This window comes from Streptacidiphilus sp. EB103A, from assembly GCF_041261405.1.
Classification (GTDB): Bacteria; Actinomycetota; Actinomycetes; order Streptomycetales; family Streptomycetaceae; genus Streptacidiphilus.
On record NZ_JBGCAQ010000009.1, the window covers coordinates 51,433 to 64,719 of the forward strand.

Annotated in this window: 18 protein-coding genes; 9 read left to right on the forward strand and 9 right to left on the reverse strand. The window is 69.9% G+C overall.

Going from position 1 to position 13,287, the window contains the following annotated elements; all coding sequences use genetic code 11:
- Positions 1-30 precede the first annotated feature (30 nt).
- Positions 31-651: a MerR family transcriptional regulator gene (locus ABH941_RS16230; protein ID WP_370129900.1), complete on the reverse strand. Its 621-nt coding sequence runs from the start codon at positions 649-651 to the stop codon at positions 31-33.
- 214 nt (positions 652-865) lie between these two features.
- Here ABH941_RS16230 and ABH941_RS16235 point away from each other — a divergent pair, with 214 nt between their 5' ends.
- Positions 866-1,288, forward strand: a complete 423-nt coding sequence (locus tag ABH941_RS16235; protein ID WP_370129901.1) for a DUF3291 domain-containing protein — start codon at positions 866-868, stop codon at positions 1,286-1,288.
- 378 nt (positions 1,289-1,666) lie between these two features.
- Complete coding sequence (locus ABH941_RS16240; RefSeq protein ID WP_370129902.1) at positions 1,667-2,137, forward strand: hypothetical protein; 471 nt, start codon at positions 1,667-1,669, stop codon at positions 2,135-2,137.
- A 42-nt stretch (positions 2,138-2,179) separates the two neighbouring features.
- Here ABH941_RS16240 and ABH941_RS16245 read toward each other — a convergent pair whose 3' ends face one another.
- The 3 genes from ABH941_RS16245 to ABH941_RS16255 all read right to left on the reverse strand — a co-directional run bounded on the left by ABH941_RS16245 (position 2,180) and on the right by ABH941_RS16255 (position 4,450).
- Positions 2,180-3,655, reverse strand: a complete 1,476-nt coding sequence (locus ABH941_RS16245; RefSeq protein ID WP_370129903.1) for a glutamate synthase subunit beta — start codon at positions 3,653-3,655, stop codon at positions 2,180-2,182.
- Between the two features lie 15 nt (positions 3,656-3,670).
- Positions 3,671-3,967, reverse strand: coding sequence for a hypothetical protein (locus tag ABH941_RS16250; protein WP_133995497.1), 297 nt, complete (start codon positions 3,965-3,967; stop codon positions 3,671-3,673).
- A gap of 204 nt (positions 3,968-4,171) precedes the next feature.
- On the reverse strand, positions 4,172-4,450 hold the full coding sequence (locus tag ABH941_RS16255; protein WP_370129904.1) for a dsRBD fold-containing protein: 279 nt from the start codon (positions 4,448-4,450) through the stop codon (positions 4,172-4,174).
- Between the two features lie 137 nt (positions 4,451-4,587).
- On the opposite strand from ABH941_RS16255, the gene ABH941_RS16260 reads away from it, so the two are divergent.
- Positions 4,588-4,797 (forward strand): GNAT family N-acetyltransferase, encoded by a 210-nt coding sequence (locus ABH941_RS16260; RefSeq protein ID WP_370129905.1) that lies wholly within the window; start codon positions 4,588-4,590, stop codon positions 4,795-4,797.
- A 59-nt stretch (positions 4,798-4,856) separates the two neighbouring features.
- Here the strand turns inward: ABH941_RS16260 and ABH941_RS16265 are convergent, their stop codons facing one another.
- The 4 genes from ABH941_RS16265 to ABH941_RS16280 form a co-directional block, all read right to left on the reverse strand.
- Complete coding sequence (locus ABH941_RS16265; protein WP_370129906.1) at positions 4,857-6,068, reverse strand: cytochrome P450; 1,212 nt, start codon at positions 6,066-6,068, stop codon at positions 4,857-4,859.
- A 106-nt stretch (positions 6,069-6,174) separates the two neighbouring features.
- On the reverse strand, positions 6,175-6,570 hold the full coding sequence (locus ABH941_RS16270) for a VOC family protein (RefSeq protein WP_370129907.1): 396 nt from the start codon (positions 6,568-6,570) through the stop codon (positions 6,175-6,177).
- Between the two features lie 22 nt (positions 6,571-6,592).
- A complete protein-coding gene (locus ABH941_RS16275; protein ID WP_370129908.1) occupies positions 6,593-6,715 on the reverse strand; it encodes a hypothetical protein in 123 nt (40 codons plus the stop codon).
- A 138-nt stretch (positions 6,716-6,853) separates the two neighbouring features.
- A complete protein-coding gene (locus ABH941_RS16280; RefSeq protein WP_370129909.1) occupies positions 6,854-7,060 on the reverse strand; it encodes a hypothetical protein in 207 nt (68 codons plus the stop codon).
- 129 nt (positions 7,061-7,189) lie between these two features.
- On the opposite strand from ABH941_RS16280, the gene ABH941_RS16285 reads away from it, so the two are divergent.
- The 5 genes from ABH941_RS16285 (at position 7,190) to ABH941_RS16305 (ending at position 11,356) form a co-directional block, all read left to right on the forward strand.
- Positions 7,190-7,843 carry a class I SAM-dependent methyltransferase gene (locus ABH941_RS16285; RefSeq protein WP_370129910.1) on the forward strand — a complete coding sequence of 218 codons (654 nt, stop codon included), beginning with the start codon at positions 7,190-7,192 and terminating at the stop codon, positions 7,841-7,843.
- Positions 7,844-7,959: 116 nt separating this feature from the next.
- Positions 7,960-8,760 carry an alpha/beta hydrolase family protein gene (locus tag ABH941_RS16290; protein WP_370129911.1) on the forward strand — a complete coding sequence of 267 codons (801 nt, stop codon included), beginning with the start codon at positions 7,960-7,962 and terminating at the stop codon, positions 8,758-8,760.
- Between the two features lie 111 nt (positions 8,761-8,871).
- Entirely contained in the window at positions 8,872-9,903 is a 1,032-nt protein-coding gene (locus ABH941_RS16295) for an LLM class flavin-dependent oxidoreductase (RefSeq protein WP_370129912.1), read from the forward strand.
- A gap of 4 nt (positions 9,904-9,907) precedes the next feature.
- Entirely contained in the window at positions 9,908-10,591 is a 684-nt protein-coding gene (locus ABH941_RS16300; protein ID WP_370129913.1) for an NADPH-dependent F420 reductase, read from the forward strand.
- A gap of 72 nt (positions 10,592-10,663) precedes the next feature.
- Positions 10,664-11,356, forward strand: coding sequence for a TetR/AcrR family transcriptional regulator (locus ABH941_RS16305; RefSeq protein ID WP_370129914.1), 693 nt, complete (start codon positions 10,664-10,666; stop codon positions 11,354-11,356).
- Between the two features lie 12 nt (positions 11,357-11,368).
- Here the strand turns inward: ABH941_RS16305 and ABH941_RS16310 are convergent, their stop codons facing one another.
- Positions 11,369-12,184: a patatin-like phospholipase family protein gene (locus tag ABH941_RS16310; RefSeq protein ID WP_370129916.1), complete on the reverse strand. Its 816-nt coding sequence runs from the start codon at positions 12,182-12,184 to the stop codon at positions 11,369-11,371.
- A 530-nt stretch (positions 12,185-12,714) separates the two neighbouring features.
- Between ABH941_RS16310 and ABH941_RS16315 the strand changes: the two genes are divergently transcribed.
- Complete coding sequence (locus tag ABH941_RS16315; protein WP_370129917.1) at positions 12,715-13,233, forward strand: hypothetical protein; 519 nt, start codon at positions 12,715-12,717, stop codon at positions 13,231-13,233.
- Positions 13,234-13,287 lie beyond the last annotated feature (54 nt).

A 13,287-nucleotide genomic window follows, 5' to 3' on the forward strand; every position in this document is an offset into this window, starting at 1 on the left:
CTGGCGAGGTCGGCCGCGCGTGGGCGGCGGTCAGCCGCCGTGCCGCATCGCGGACTCGTGCTCCTGGGCCATCCTGCGTAGCGCCAGCAGGGCCGGCTCCAGCAGGACCGTCAGCAGGACGGCTCGCTCGGCCCGCGCGACCGAGTCGTCCGTGTCCTTCAGCTGGTCGAGGTCGAGCACGGCAGTCTGCTGGGCGAGCTCCGCGTACGGGAGCAGGGTGCGCCAGGTGCAGTCCGCGTCGAGGGAGCGCAGCGACTCCAGGGTCTCGGCGATGACGCGCCGTGCGGGGGCGTACTCGGAGATCTGCCATCCCATCTGCGCCACCAGCGCGTTCACTTCGGACGTGCCGGGCCCGTGGTCGGGCTCCTCGTCCGTGTCCACCGGCCTGGCGCCGAGCACAAGACCGAGCACCTGGTGCATGTCGGCCTCGTGCTCGGAGACCGCGCTCAGCACCTCCCTGGTGGCGTTGACCGTCAGCCCCCGCACCGCGATCAGGGCCCGGATCAGTCGGAGCCGCCGCAGGTGCGCCTCGTCGTACTCGGCCTGGGTCGCGGCGGTGGCCCGCCCCGGGGGCAGCAGCCCCTCGCGGAGGTAGTACTTGATGGTCGCGCTCGGTACCCCGCTGCGCCGGCTCAACTCAGAGATTCGCAATTCGTCCTGCCCTTGACTGGCCACTGGCGGCTGCCAGTGTCTCGCTGCTGATGCCTCCCCGCTCTATGGATAGTGTCACTCGCCAAGCGTGAGAGCGAGCGTTGCCTGCCGACCCCGGGGCACTGGAGCTTGACGACACTCGCGGCTAGAAATTGGATACTGGTACTGTCTAAAATAGATACTGCCACTCACCAACTATGAGGCGGGTCATACGGTGCCAACTCTTCCCTGGACGATTCCGAACCCGGCCACACCGAACACTCAGGCGTTCGTGATGGCGTCGCGCTTCGAGGTGCGGTCCGCCAAGGACGTGCCGCGCTTCATCCTGAAGTCACTCTCGGCGTGGCGTCAGGTGCGTTCCGCGCCAGGCGCTTTGGGCGCATCCCTGATCGCCCAGCCGCTGAGGCGGACCTTCTTCACGCTCTCCGCCTGGGAGGGACGTGACGCCCTCTACGCCTTCGCCGGGACGGAGCCGCACCGCAGCATCATGAGCGGTCTGCGTTCCACCATGCGGGACTCGACGTTCACCTTCTGGGAGCTGCCGGTGGAGGAGCTTCCGCTCACCTGGGTGGACGCCAAGCGGCGCCTCGCCGAGCAGGCACACCTGGATGCAGCCGAGCGCGGCTCCGGCCGCTGACCAGGCCGGGCAGGCGGTGCGGGACTCCGCGTCCACCGTCCTGGGCGGCCTGCTACCGCGAACCGTTCTGGGACTCACCACCTATGTCGACGCCGTCCAACCCCTCGTGAACGTGTACGACGGCATCCTCCTCGAGAGCCGTGCCGGCCCTCGGCTACCTGGCGGCCCGTCAACCCGACTCCGCGCACTTCCGCGACTGGGAGGTTGGCGGGCACCGCCCACCCGGACACCTCCATCACCCCCGGTCGGCCCCACTGACATCGGCGACGGCCAGGGCGACATCCAGGCGTTCGACACCATGCTCGACCCGCCCTCCACTCCGGCCCCACCCACCCCGTCATCACCTGCGCCGTCTTCGTCGACCGCAAGCTGGGGAAAATGGCCGTGGGCACGTGGTGGCAGGACGAGCAGTCCCGGGACGCCAGTGACGCGCGCCTGCGCGGGCAACGCACAGCCATGCTCGCCCCGTACGTGACCACATTGGCCACCGAGAACTGGGAGGCGGCCGTCTTCACCCGCCCGTCGCGACCGCTCGCGGCCGGCGCGGGCTTCCGGATGGGCCGGCTGGAGTTCGAACCGTCCGACGGCGACCTGCTGGTGGAGACGTTCAAGAACATGGTCGTACCCAAGTTCCAGGCCATCCCCGGGTTCGAGGGGACGTCGCTGTTCATCGACCGCGCGAGAGGTCGGGCAACCGTGGGCGTGCTCTACACCGACCACACCGCCCTGGCCGCATCCCGAGCCGCCCAGGCGGCGGTCCGCGGCGAAGCCATCACCAAGGCACGCTTCACCCTGCGGAGCGTGGAGGAGTTCGAGCTGGCCTTCATGACGATGCCTGAAATGCCCTGAACCCCGTAAAGCCGGCGACCGTGTGAACAGGCTTTCTGCGGGTCACGGGGTGAGCGGGCGGTCCGTGGCGGTGATCGGGGTCGGCAGTGGGGTGGCGCCGTTCAGGTAGCGGTCGGCGGCAGCGGCAGCGGCGCGGCCCTCCGCGATGGCCCAGACGACCAGCGACTGGCCCCGGCCGGCGTCACCGGCGACGAAGACGCCGGGCGGGCCCGCGGCGAAGCCCGGGTCACGGGCGAGCGTGCCTGCGGCGGTCACCCCGAGCCCCAGTTGGGCGACGAGGTCGGCGTCGTGCTCGGGGCCGGAGAAGCCCAGGGCGAGCAGGACCAGCTGCGCCGGGATGGAGCGCCCGGTGCCGGGTACGGGTCGGCGCGTGCCCGCCTCGGCGTCGGTCAGGCACAGCGCTTTGACCCGGCCCCGGCCGTCGTCCTCGAAACGTACGGTGGCGGCGGAGAACTGCCGCACGTCCCGGCCGCACTCGTGCTGCCGGCCCTCCTCGTGAGCAGGCGAGACCTGGTAGATCCGGGGGTGGACCGGCCAGGGCTCGTTCGGGGAGCGGTCGGCGCCCGGCTCGGGCTTGATGTCCAGTTGCACCACGGAGGCCACGTTCTGCCGCAGCGCGGTGCCCAGGCAGTCGGCGCCGGTGTCCCCGCCGCCGACGATCACGACGGCTTTGCCCTCGGCGGATAGCGGCGACCGGGAGAGGTCGCCCTGCTGGACCCGGTTGGCGTCCACCAGGTACTCCATCGCCTGGTGGATCCCCGCGAGCTCGCGTCCGGGGACCGGGAGCTCGCGCATGGCGGCGGCACCGACCGCGAGCAGCATGGCGTCGTGGCGCCCCAGCAGGTCGGCGGCGTCGACGTCGGTGCCGACCTCGACGCCGGTGTGGAAGACCGTCCCCTCGGCGCGCATCTGGTCCAGGCGCCGGTCCAGCTGGAATTTCTCCATCTTGAAGGAGGGGATGCCGTACCGCAGCAGCCCTCCTGGCCGGTCGGCGCGCTCGTACACGGACACCGTGTGGCCGGCCCGGGTGAGCTGCTGGGCGCCGGCCAGCCCGGCGGGGCCGGAGCCGATGACCGCGACGGTCCTGCCGGAATGCCGTTCGGGGGGCAGCGGTCGCACCCACCCGTGCTCCCAGGCCTGGTCCGCGATAGCCGCCTCGATGTTCTTGATGGTCACCGGGTCCGCATTGATCGCCAGGACGCAGCCGCTCTCGCAGGGGGCCGGGCACAGGTATCCGGTGAACTCCGGAAAGTTGTTGGTGGCGTGCAGGCGCTCGCTCGCCGCCTCCCAGTCCTCCAGCGCGACCAGGGTGTTCCAGTCCGGGATCAGGTTGCCGAGCGGGCAGCTGAGGTGGCAGAACGGGATCCCGCAGTCCATGCAGCGACCGGCCTGCGCGCTGACGATGGGCAGCAGTCCGCCCGGCAGGTGGACCTCGCGCCAGTCCGCGACCCGTTCCGGGACCGGGCGCAGCGGCCAGCTGCGGCGGGGAGTGTTGAGAAAACCCCACGGATCGGCCATGCCGGGCTCCAGGTGCTACATCTTCTGGTCGCGCACCACGTCCAGGTTCATGAATCTGGGGGCGCCGCTGCAGAGCTGCTGCATACGGCCGGAGATCTGCTGGGTCTCGGGGAGTTCGCTGTTGCGCATCGCCTCCGCGTAGGAGGGGAACTCGACGATGTTGACGAGGTGGGTGGGATTGTCGCGGTCCTTCGTCATCATGCCGTGGACGGCGGTGCGCTTGCCGTCCGTGGCCGCGAGCCACTCCTCCATGAGCTGGTCCATCTCGTCCGCATGGGTCGTCTCGAATTCGATGATCTGCACGAATGTCATCGCATCCCGCCTTCTTTCCACGGCCGAAGGGGTACAGGCCGCGCCCGGGACTGAGCCTGATAGCGGGCCACCTCCAGAATGGCGCGCCGGACAATACACCACAAGACGGTCACAAGTGATCGGGGCGATGCGCAGCGTCACCGAGGCCACCGGGCAACCGGGCACGGCACGGCCTACCGCACTCCCGGCTGTCCTGAAACTCCTTCACCAGCCTCCAGGTCGCTCCCCCGCGGCCGAGGAATCAACTGTTCCCGCGCGCAGAAGCTGGCGCCCCAGGTCCAGAAGGGCGCGCCCCGCCGCGAAGTCGTCCCCGATCTCCGGGTTCGGCGCGTCGTGTGGATTACGTTGGGCCACGGTATGGCTCTCCAACGTGCCGGCGTCGCCACGGAGAACGGCGTGGACCGTGGTGTCGTCGCCCTGTTCGAGTATGTCGAGATCGATGGTCCAGTGCTTGGTCCGGGTTGCTGCGATGTCACTCGTCATGGCAGGCGTCCTTCCAGGGGTGGGCGGAACCCGGTCCTGACGACCGGTCCTCTCCTCCAGGCTGTTGCTGTTCACGCCCCGGCGCACATCGAGGGCGGCTTGCGCTCGTGTCCGTGGCCGCCCGGGTCAGCGGAAGGATGTCCAGCAGCGCCGCGCGCAGACCCGCCAGGCCCGCGACGGCGAAATGTCACTGCCGCGCCGACAACCACCGCAGCGCCGCAGTCGCCGAACGCCTGGGCATGACCCTGGAGGGAGTGCGGCGCCAGGCATGGCCCTACGGGGGAACGCGGTACGACAAGCAGGTGTGGGCCGTCCTGGCCCCGGAGTGGGCATCGCCGAAGCCCTGACGCGGCCCGGCGCGAGGCCGCCTGCCACGTGGTGCCCGTGGCACGGCAATCCGTGGACCTCAGAGGCGCACAGGCAGCGAGCGCAGTCCGCGGGCGCGCATCGAGGGACGCCATTGCAGTTCCTCCGGCCGCACGTCCAGGGCCAGCCGCGGGAAGCGGGCGAGCAGCGCGGTCAGCGCGACCTCGCTCTCCAGTCGGGCCAGTGGTGCCCCGAGGCAGTAGTGGATGCCGTGGCCCAGGCCGAGTTGCCCGGTGGCGTCGCGGGCGAGGTCCAGCCGGTCGGGGTCCACGAAGCGGGCCGGGTCGCGGTTGGCCGAAGCCAGCGACAGCAGCACGGTCTCACCGGCGGGTATGGTGACGCCGCCGATGGCCACCTCGCGTGTCGGAAAGCGGCGGATCGCCAGCGGCGCGGGCCCGTCGAACCGGGTCAGTTCCTCCACCGCGCCGGGTATCAGGCCGGGATCGGCACGCAGCGCCGTGAGTTGGTCGGGGTTGGTGAGCAGCGCGACGACGGCGTTGCCGAGCAGTTGCACGGTGTTCTCGTAGCCGGCGAACAGGATCAGGAACGCGAGCGAGAGCAGTTCGTCTTCGCTGAGCCGGTCCCCTTCGTCGCGGGCGGCGGTCATCGCGGACAGCAGGTCGTCGGCAGGGTTCGCCCGCTTGTGGGCGATCAGGTCGGTGAGGTAGCTGAGCATGCCGCCGATCGCGGCCCTGGCCTGGCCCGGTCGGTCGGGGGCGGGGGCGGTCAGGGTGTCGGTCCAGGCACGGAAGTCGTGGCGGTCGCGTGCCGGGACGCCGAGGAGGTCGCAGATGACGGTGATCGGCAGCGGCCCGGTGTAGGCGGCGACCAGATCGGCCCGGCCGTCGTCGGCGATCGCGTCCAGCAGCGCCTCGGCGGTGTGCCGCACCGGTTCGCGCAGTTGCTCGATCCGGCGCGGGGTGAACGCCTGCGCCACCAGTCGCCGGATCCGGGTGTGATCCGGCGGGTCCATGTTCAGCAGGTTGGCGTCCAGCGCCGGCGGCAGCGCCAGGCCCTGGTAGTTGCCGGGAAGTGCCCGTCGCTTGTCGAGGGAGAACACCGGATCGCCGAGCACCCGCCTCACGTCCTCGTAGCGGGTGACCAGCCACGCAGGCCGACCGTCGGTGCCGACCGTCCGGTGCACCGGACCCGAGGCGCGCAACCGTGCGTACTCGGCGTGCGGATCGCGCGCCAGCGCGTCCGAGTCGACGTCAGAAGTCGGCGATGGCACGCCTGGCAGGGAGGTCGGCATAGCAGCGACCCTACGGGCTGTCCGGCAGGGTTCCAAAGCCGGCAGCCCTGGGCGGCCCGTGCTCCCGGATCGCCGACCCGCACCGCCCCGGGTGTCCGTTCGCGGCCTAGTTCTGCGGTGCCAGGGTGCGCAGGACGCAGAACTCGTTGCCCTCGGGGTCTGCCATGACCACCCAGCTTCGGTCCGAGCCCTGACCCACATCCGCCCTGGCAGCGCCGAGGTCCAGCAATCTGGTCACCTCGTCCTCAGTGCTGCCGTCGATCGGGCTGACGTCGAGGTGCAGCCGGTTCTTCACGGCCTTGCCCTCGGGCACCGGGATGAACAGCAGGGTGGGCGGCATCTGGCGGGCCCGGACCTCCTCAGCGGTCGGCACCCAGGAGCCGATCTCGACCATGCCCTTGCTCCGGTCGATCACCTTGAAGTCCAGGACCTCGCACCAGAACGCCGCGAGCCGCTCCGGATCGTGGCAGTCAACGACCAGCTCGGTGAACCTGCTTGCCATGACTCTCCCGGATAGTGAGCCCTCACTGGTCGAGGTACTCGTACAGGGTCACGATCGAGTCGCCGAAGTACGGCGAGAGGATGCCGTTGTGGTCCTTCGGACTGGGCCACGTGCTGATCACCCCGTCGACCCAGCCCTTGGGCACGGACCGACTGTACTCGTCGAACCATGGGCCGCCGCTGGACCCCTTGATGTAGCCCCGGCAGTCCATGCGGATGCGGTCGTCGGGCGGCGGGAGGAAGAGCCGGGTGTCGCCGACGCATTCGTCCGGACCGTTGAGGCCCTAGTAGCCCCACACGGTTCGCGGGTTGACGTAGCCCTGGTTGGCCTCCATGCCGTACTCCCCCACGACGTTGCCGACCTGATGTCCGTGCGCGTCGGGGTCCAGCGCCACGAACCCGAAGTCGTCCCGGTAGTCCCCGTTCTCCCCCCAGCCGTGATTGACCCAGGCGTCGCCCGTCCGGGCAGGTGGAACATCGACATCGTTCAACACAAGCAGTCCGTCGTGTCCGGGGCCCACCCGGACTCGACATGTCGACCGAGCCCCACCCGCACGGCGCAACGAACGTGTCACACGGCGGGATGATGTCAGGAATCTGCAGGTCGGTACTCTTCGGCCATGAGTGATCGATTCAGCGCCGACGGGGGCAGCACAGGCCAGGCCAGGGGAACCGCTGGGTATGCGCGGGCAGCGGACATACTGGCAGTCCAGTACGAGGAGGTCACTTTCGGCGAAGTCCACCGTGACGTGCTGAGCCTGTTGCCCGCCGGGCCGGCCCGGATCCTCGACATCGGCGCAGGAACAGGGCGCGATGCCGCCGCGTTGGCAGCCCTGGGGCACACCGTCGTGGCTGTCGAGCCGACGGCGGAGCTGCGGGTGCACGGACAGCGAATCCATGCAGGCGGCGCAGTCGAGTGGGTTGACGATGTTCTTCCCGCCCTTGCGCTTCGCCAGTGCCCGGGGCAGTTCGATGCGGTCTTCGCCACTGCGGTGTGGATGCATCTGAACGCCGAGGAACGCGGGCAGGCAATGGCCAGGATCGCCGCCTTGTTGACCCCTGGCGGCCGGTTCTTCGTCAGCCTCCGCCACGGTCCCGTGCCCGACGGTCGTCACATGTTCGACGTGTCTGCTGCTGAGACGGTCGAGCTGGGTGCAGCACACGGCCTGCGGACGGTCCTGAGCAGCGAGCGTTCCGATCTCCACGGCAGGGACAGTGTCCGGTGGAGTTCTCTCGTGCTCCAGGCCCAGGACGCCCGCAACGCACTCGACTGAGCGCGAAGTATCCGAAGCCGGCCAGGTCACCGCACTGCTCGCCGCCGCCGACCCGACCCGTTGGCACACCAGGTCCGCCCCCGACCCACCGACAGTTCCGCCGGAGTGATCACAACATGCCTGAAGAAGTGAGATTCAAGAGCGTCGTCGGCCCCGAACTGGCCGGTTCGATCGACCTGCCGGAAGGCGAGGTCCGGGGCTGGGGCGTCTTCGTGCACGGATTCACGCTCGGCAGGAACTCGCCGGCCGCCTCGCGCGTCAGCAAGCAGCTGGCCCGCGAGGGGATCGGCATGCTGCGCTACGACAACCTCGGGATCGGGGACTCCGACGGCGACTGGGGTGACGGGTCCTTCACCGTCAAGGTCCAGGACACCGTCCGTGCGGCGGCTCTGATGGCGGAGCGAGGAACGCCTGCGGACCTGCTGGTGGGGCACTCCTGGGGCGGCGCCGCCGCCATCGCCGCGGCCGCCGAGGCGGTCGGCGTACGCGCGGTCGCGACGATCGGGGCGCCCGCAGACCCCAGCCACGTCGAGCGACAGTACGACGCGGTCGTGGACCGCGTTCTCAGCGAGGGGTCACACGAGTGGTTCGTCGGCGGCAGGACCCTGGTTCTCAAGCGTGACTTCGTCCACGACGTCCGCCAGGCCCATCTTCGCGACCGGATCCGCGAGCTGGACCTGCCGCTGATCGTCCTGCACTCGCCGACCGACGACACGGTCGACATCGCCAACGCCGGCGAGATCTTCCGCGAGGCACGCCACCCGCGGAGCTTCGTCTCGCTCGAAGGGGCCGACCACCTTCTGACCGCGCGAGGACAGGCACAACGGGCCGCCCACATCATCAGCGCCTGGGCCGACCAGTACATCCACACCTCGGCACGGTCCGGCTTGGCCCGGGCCGATCCAGCGGGAGGCTGAACGCACGCCCGGTGCGCAGATGTTCAGCAGCCGGCATAACAGCGCACCCTCCTGTGTTTGACACGTCAACTACAGGTTTGATTGACACGTCAACCATTGGAGCGCAGGGTCATGACCGATCTCGTACTGGGCCTCGACACCTTCGGCGACGTGCCGAAGGACGACTCCGGGGTACCCGTCTCCCATGCCGCCTCGATCCGGCAGGTCATCGAGGAGGCCGTGCTCGCCGACGAGCTCGGCGTCGACGTCATCGCGCTCGGCGAGCACCACCGACCGGAGTACTCGATCTCCACCCCGGAGACCGTTCTCGCCGCGATCGCGGCCCGTACCTCCCGCATCAAGCTCGCCTCCGGCGTGACCGTGCTGAGCTCCGACGACCCGGTCCGTGTCTTCCAGCGCTTCGCGACAGTGGACGCGATCTCGCGGGGCCGTGCCGAGGTGATCCTGGGACGCGGCTCGTTCACCGAGTCCTTCCCCCTGTTCGGGTACGACATGAGCGACTACGACGTGCTGTTCGAGGAGAAGGTCGAACTCTTCGTGAAGCTGCTCGACGAGAAGCCGGTCACCTGGAACGGCACCACCCGCGCCGCGCTGGACCATGCCGACGTGTTCCCCAAGACCGAGTCCGGGCGCCTGGACACCTGGATCGGCGTCGGCGGCTCCCCGCAGTCGGTAGTGCGCACCGCACGGTACGGGCTGCCGCTCATGCTCGCCATCATCGGCGGCTCCCCGGAGCGTTTCGCCCCGTACATCGACCTCTACCGCCGGGCCGCCGACCAGCTGGGCACGGTCGCGCACCCGGTCGGCATGCACTCGCCGGGCTTCATCGCCGACACCGACGAGGAGGCCAAGGAGCTGTACTACCCCACCTACAAGGTGATGCGGGACCGGATCGGCGCGCAGCGCGGCTGGCCCCCGCTGCGCCGGGGGGACTTCGACTCCGAGGTCGCGCACGGTTCGCTCTACATCGGCTCACCGGAGACCGTCGCCCGCAAGATCGCCCGTGCCGCCACTGCACTGGGCGTGGGCCGGTTCGACCTCATCTACACCGCCGGAGCCCAGCCGGTCAGCGCCAGGATGCGCACCGTCGAACTCTTCGGCTCCAGGGTGATGCCCATGGTCCGCGACATTCTGGCGGGCTGAGGCGATGACCACCACTATCGGCATACTCGGCGCCGGCAAGGTCGGCACCGTGCTGGCCCGACTCGCTGTGGCAGCCGGCTACCGCGTCCTCATCGCCGGCTCCGGCGATCCGTCGAAGATCGCGCTCATCGTCGAGGTGATCACACCGGGCGCGGTCGCGGCGACCCCGGCCGAGGCCGCCGAGCAGGCAGACATCGTCGTCCTTGCCCTCCCTCTGGGCAAGTACCGGGCCATCCCTGCGGAGGCGCTACGCGGCAAGCTCGTCGTCGACGCCATGAACTACTGGTGGGAGGTCGACGGCATCCGCGACGACCTCACCGACCCGCGGACCTCCTCCAGCGAGATCGTCCAGGCATTCCTTCCGGAATCCCGCGTCGTCAAGGCGTTCAACCACATGGGCTACCACGACCTCGAGGACGGCCCCCGGCCCGCCGGCACACCCGGGCGCAAGGCGATCGCGGTCGCCGGTGACGATCCCGGCGACGTCGATGCGGTCGCAGCCCTCGTCGACGCCCTCGGCTATGACCCCGTCATTGCCGGACCACTCGCCGAAGGCGCGCGTCTGGAGCCCGGAACCGAGTTGTTCGGCGCGAACGTCGACGCCATCGAGGTCCAGACGATGCTCGACCGCTTCCCCGCCTCGGAACGGGGCCGCGCCCTCGCCGAGGCCCGCGCCGTGCCCCGCTGAGCCGTCGGACACGGTCGGGGGTGCGGTGGACGGAATCGGACAGCGCTCTCCGCATATTGCTACTCTGGGGTCATGGCAGGTGCGCAGGGCAGTCGGACGAGCGGGCGGGTACTGCGGGCCGACGCTGTGCAGAACCGGCAGCGCATCGCCCGAGCCGCTCGCGAGGTTTTCGAGGAGCGGGGCCTGGACGCCCCGCTCGATGAGATCGCAGGGCGGGCCGGCGTGGGCGCCGGCACGCTGTACCGCCGCTTCCCCACCCGCGAGGACCTGGTGGAGGCTGCCTTCGAGGACGAGCTGGAGACGTGGGCGGCAGTCGCCGAAGAGGCACTGCAGTGCGAGGACCCGTGGGTCGGCTTCACCACGTTCGTCGAGCGGATCTGCGGTGCCATGGCCACGGACCGTGGCTTCAGCGACCTGATGATCAGCAGGCTTCCCACATCCGAGACGGCTGAGTCGTTCTGTCGACGCTGGACGGACGTCCTGGGTTCGGTCGTCCGGCGGGCCCAGGACGCCGGCGCGTTGCGGGAGGACTTCGTCGTCGAGGACGTCCTGCTGTTCCTCATGGCCAACGCCGGAGTCGTACAGGTCACCCACTGCGCGGCCCCCCATGCCTGGCGCCGTCTGGTCGCCCTCCTGCTGGAAGCATGCCGGGCCGGGAACACCGGACCGCTCCCGGCTGCGCCGACTCCGTTGCAGACGGAACGCGCGATGCGCGGACACGCCACGGTGATGGGCGTCTGCCCCCGTCGGCAGACCGGCGGCTGATATTCCGCAGCGTCAGGCGGCCGCGGGTACCACGGCCTTGTCGTCGAGCCAGGTCCGCGCGTCGTCGTAGCCGAGCCGGATGAGTTCGGCACTGTGCCGGAAGTTCAGCGGGTTCAGTCCCCGCATCCTGGGCGCCGGCAGTACGCGCACCTCTCCGCGTGCCGTGGCGAGGTCGCGTTGGGTGGCGCGGTCGAGCACCAGGGTCAACGTCCGCGCGAGGATCGGCAGGACGCCGCTGGCATGGTCCTGCAGCGTCCCCACAGGCACGGACGGAAGCACATAGCTGGTGGTCGCCCCCAACTCCTCCGCCTGCAGGATCGGGATGTCCGCCGACACACTGCCGTCGACCAACTGCCTGCCCTGCCAGACGACAGGCGGGAGGATGCCCGGGATCGACGTGCTTGCGAGCAGCGCTCCGGCGGCCGGCCCGTCGGAGAGGACCACCGGGGCTCCGGTTGCGGCGTCCGTGGCGATCACGTGAACCGGGATGGCGGCCTCGCTCAGTTCCTCGGTGCGCAGCGCGCGCTCGATGAGTGCGAGCAGCCGGTGCGGGGTGGCGAGGCCGCTGCCGTGGCCGGTGACGCCGGCCAGGAGGGAGCTGAGCCTCAGCGGGAACACGTCACTGCGACGGGTCCCCGTCCAGAGGCGCTCCATGGCGTCGAGTCCGCGCTCTGTGGGGTCCTGTGCGTAGGCCACGGCGTTGAGGGCCCCTGCGGAGGAGCCCACGAGGAGGTCGGGCCGGATACCGGCTTCACTGAGCGCGCGCACCATGCCGACCTGCGCTGCCGACAGGCTCGCACCGCCCTGGAAGACGAAGGCGACAGCCATGGTTCGCCCTTTCCGTGCAGGAGTGGCAACCACCCACTGAACCGTATAAACGGAGTATGCTCTCCACTCTTTCCGGTTGGCAATGCGACACAGGTCCAGCGGATCAGCCGGAACTGTGCTCTTCCTCACCCGTGGACTCCGGAATATCTGGAGATGCTGTTCCGGTTGGCTTCGGCATCGGACGGGATTCTCCGGAGGCCTACATGCACGACCATGATGCGGGACACGGGCAGGGACGGCACCTTCGGCGTATGGGCCCTGGTGTGCAGAGGCGGCTTCGATGAGCCTCCTGTCAGGCGGATCCTCATGGGGGCGCTTCGAGGCTCCCCCCGTGATGCGTCCCGGACGGCAGGCTTGGCGGCGCCTGCCGGGAGTGGTCCTCGCGGTGTCCCTGAATGCGGGTGCCGTGCTGCTGCTTGTGAGCCAGGGCCTGGCAGGGGCGTGGGTGGGTGTCGCCCTGGCGACCCTGGGTTGGGTGGCGACGGGACGTCTTGCCGCCCGGAATCCGCGGGAGCGTTCGAGGGGTCGCCATGGGCCCGGTCACTGAGTCGCCGGACTCCCTTGCCACCGCACGCGCGCACACGGCGCCGCCGGCCCGTTCGGCTGTCTCGCGCACAGGGGCTGAAGGGCGGCACACCGTCGAGCTCCTGGCCGTCTCCGCGCTCGGTCTGGTCCCTTGGACGGTCGTGCTGGGGCTGACTCTGCCGACCGACTACCGTGTGCACGACTGGAGCACCACCTGGGTCGGCTTCGACGCGATGCTGCTGGCGGCCATGGCGGCGACCGCCGTGCTGGGCCGGCGCCGCCGCCCCAGTGTCGTGATTCCGGCCCTGGTGACCGCTGTGCTGCTGGTCTGTGACGCATGGTTCGACGTCTCCCTCGATCTCGGCACCTCGGGCGTGTGGACGTCCGTCGCCCTGGCGGTGTTCGTCGAACTGCCGATGGCCGCGTTCCTCTTTCACCGGGCGCACGGGCTGCTCCGCTTGCAGTGGACGTCGTCCGCGGTCCGGATGGCGGGCGAGGACGAACCCGGTGTGGTCCACCGCTGAACCGCCACCGGCCTCGATGATGTCTCCAACCCCGAGTGATGGTGCACACGACCG

Bases quoted from the DNA above. Each gene is read 5' to 3' on its own strand.
- ABH941_RS16240 (WP_370129902.1), top strand. From the start codon at position 1,667: ATGGCCGTGGGCACGTGGTGGCAGGACGAGCAGTCCCGGGACGCCAGT.
- ABH941_RS16245 (WP_370129903.1), bottom strand. From the start codon at position 3,655: ATGGCCGATCCGTGGGGTTTTCTCAACACTCCCCGCCGCAGCTGGCCG.
- ABH941_RS16250 (WP_133995497.1), bottom strand. From the start codon at position 3,967: ATGACATTCGTGCAGATCATCGAATTCGAGACGACCCATGCGGACGAG.
- ABH941_RS16255 (WP_370129904.1), bottom strand. From the start codon at position 4,450: ATGACGAGTGACATCGCAGCAACCCGGACCAAGCACTGGACCATCGAT.
- ABH941_RS16260 (WP_370129905.1), top strand. From the start codon at position 4,588: ATGTCCAGCAGCGCCGCGCGCAGACCCGCCAGGCCCGCGACGGCGAAA.
- ABH941_RS16265 (WP_370129906.1), bottom strand. From the start codon at position 6,068: ATGCCGACCTCCCTGCCAGGCGTGCCATCGCCGACTTCTGACGTCGAC.
- ABH941_RS16270 (WP_370129907.1), bottom strand. From the start codon at position 6,570: ATGGCAAGCAGGTTCACCGAGCTGGTCGTTGACTGCCACGATCCGGAG.
- ABH941_RS16285 (WP_370129910.1), top strand. From the start codon at position 7,190: ATGAGTGATCGATTCAGCGCCGACGGGGGCAGCACAGGCCAGGCCAGG.
- ABH941_RS16290 (WP_370129911.1), top strand. From the start codon at position 7,960: ATGCCTGAAGAAGTGAGATTCAAGAGCGTCGTCGGCCCCGAACTGGCC.
- ABH941_RS16295 (WP_370129912.1), top strand. From the start codon at position 8,872: ATGACCGATCTCGTACTGGGCCTCGACACCTTCGGCGACGTGCCGAAG.
- ABH941_RS16300 (WP_370129913.1), top strand. From the start codon at position 9,908: ATGACCACCACTATCGGCATACTCGGCGCCGGCAAGGTCGGCACCGTG.
- ABH941_RS16305 (WP_370129914.1), top strand. From the start codon at position 10,664: ATGGCAGGTGCGCAGGGCAGTCGGACGAGCGGGCGGGTACTGCGGGCC.
- ABH941_RS16310 (WP_370129916.1), bottom strand. From the start codon at position 12,184: ATGGCTGTCGCCTTCGTCTTCCAGGGCGGTGCGAGCCTGTCGGCAGCG.
- ABH941_RS16315 (WP_370129917.1), top strand. From the start codon at position 12,715: ATGGGCCCGGTCACTGAGTCGCCGGACTCCCTTGCCACCGCACGCGCG.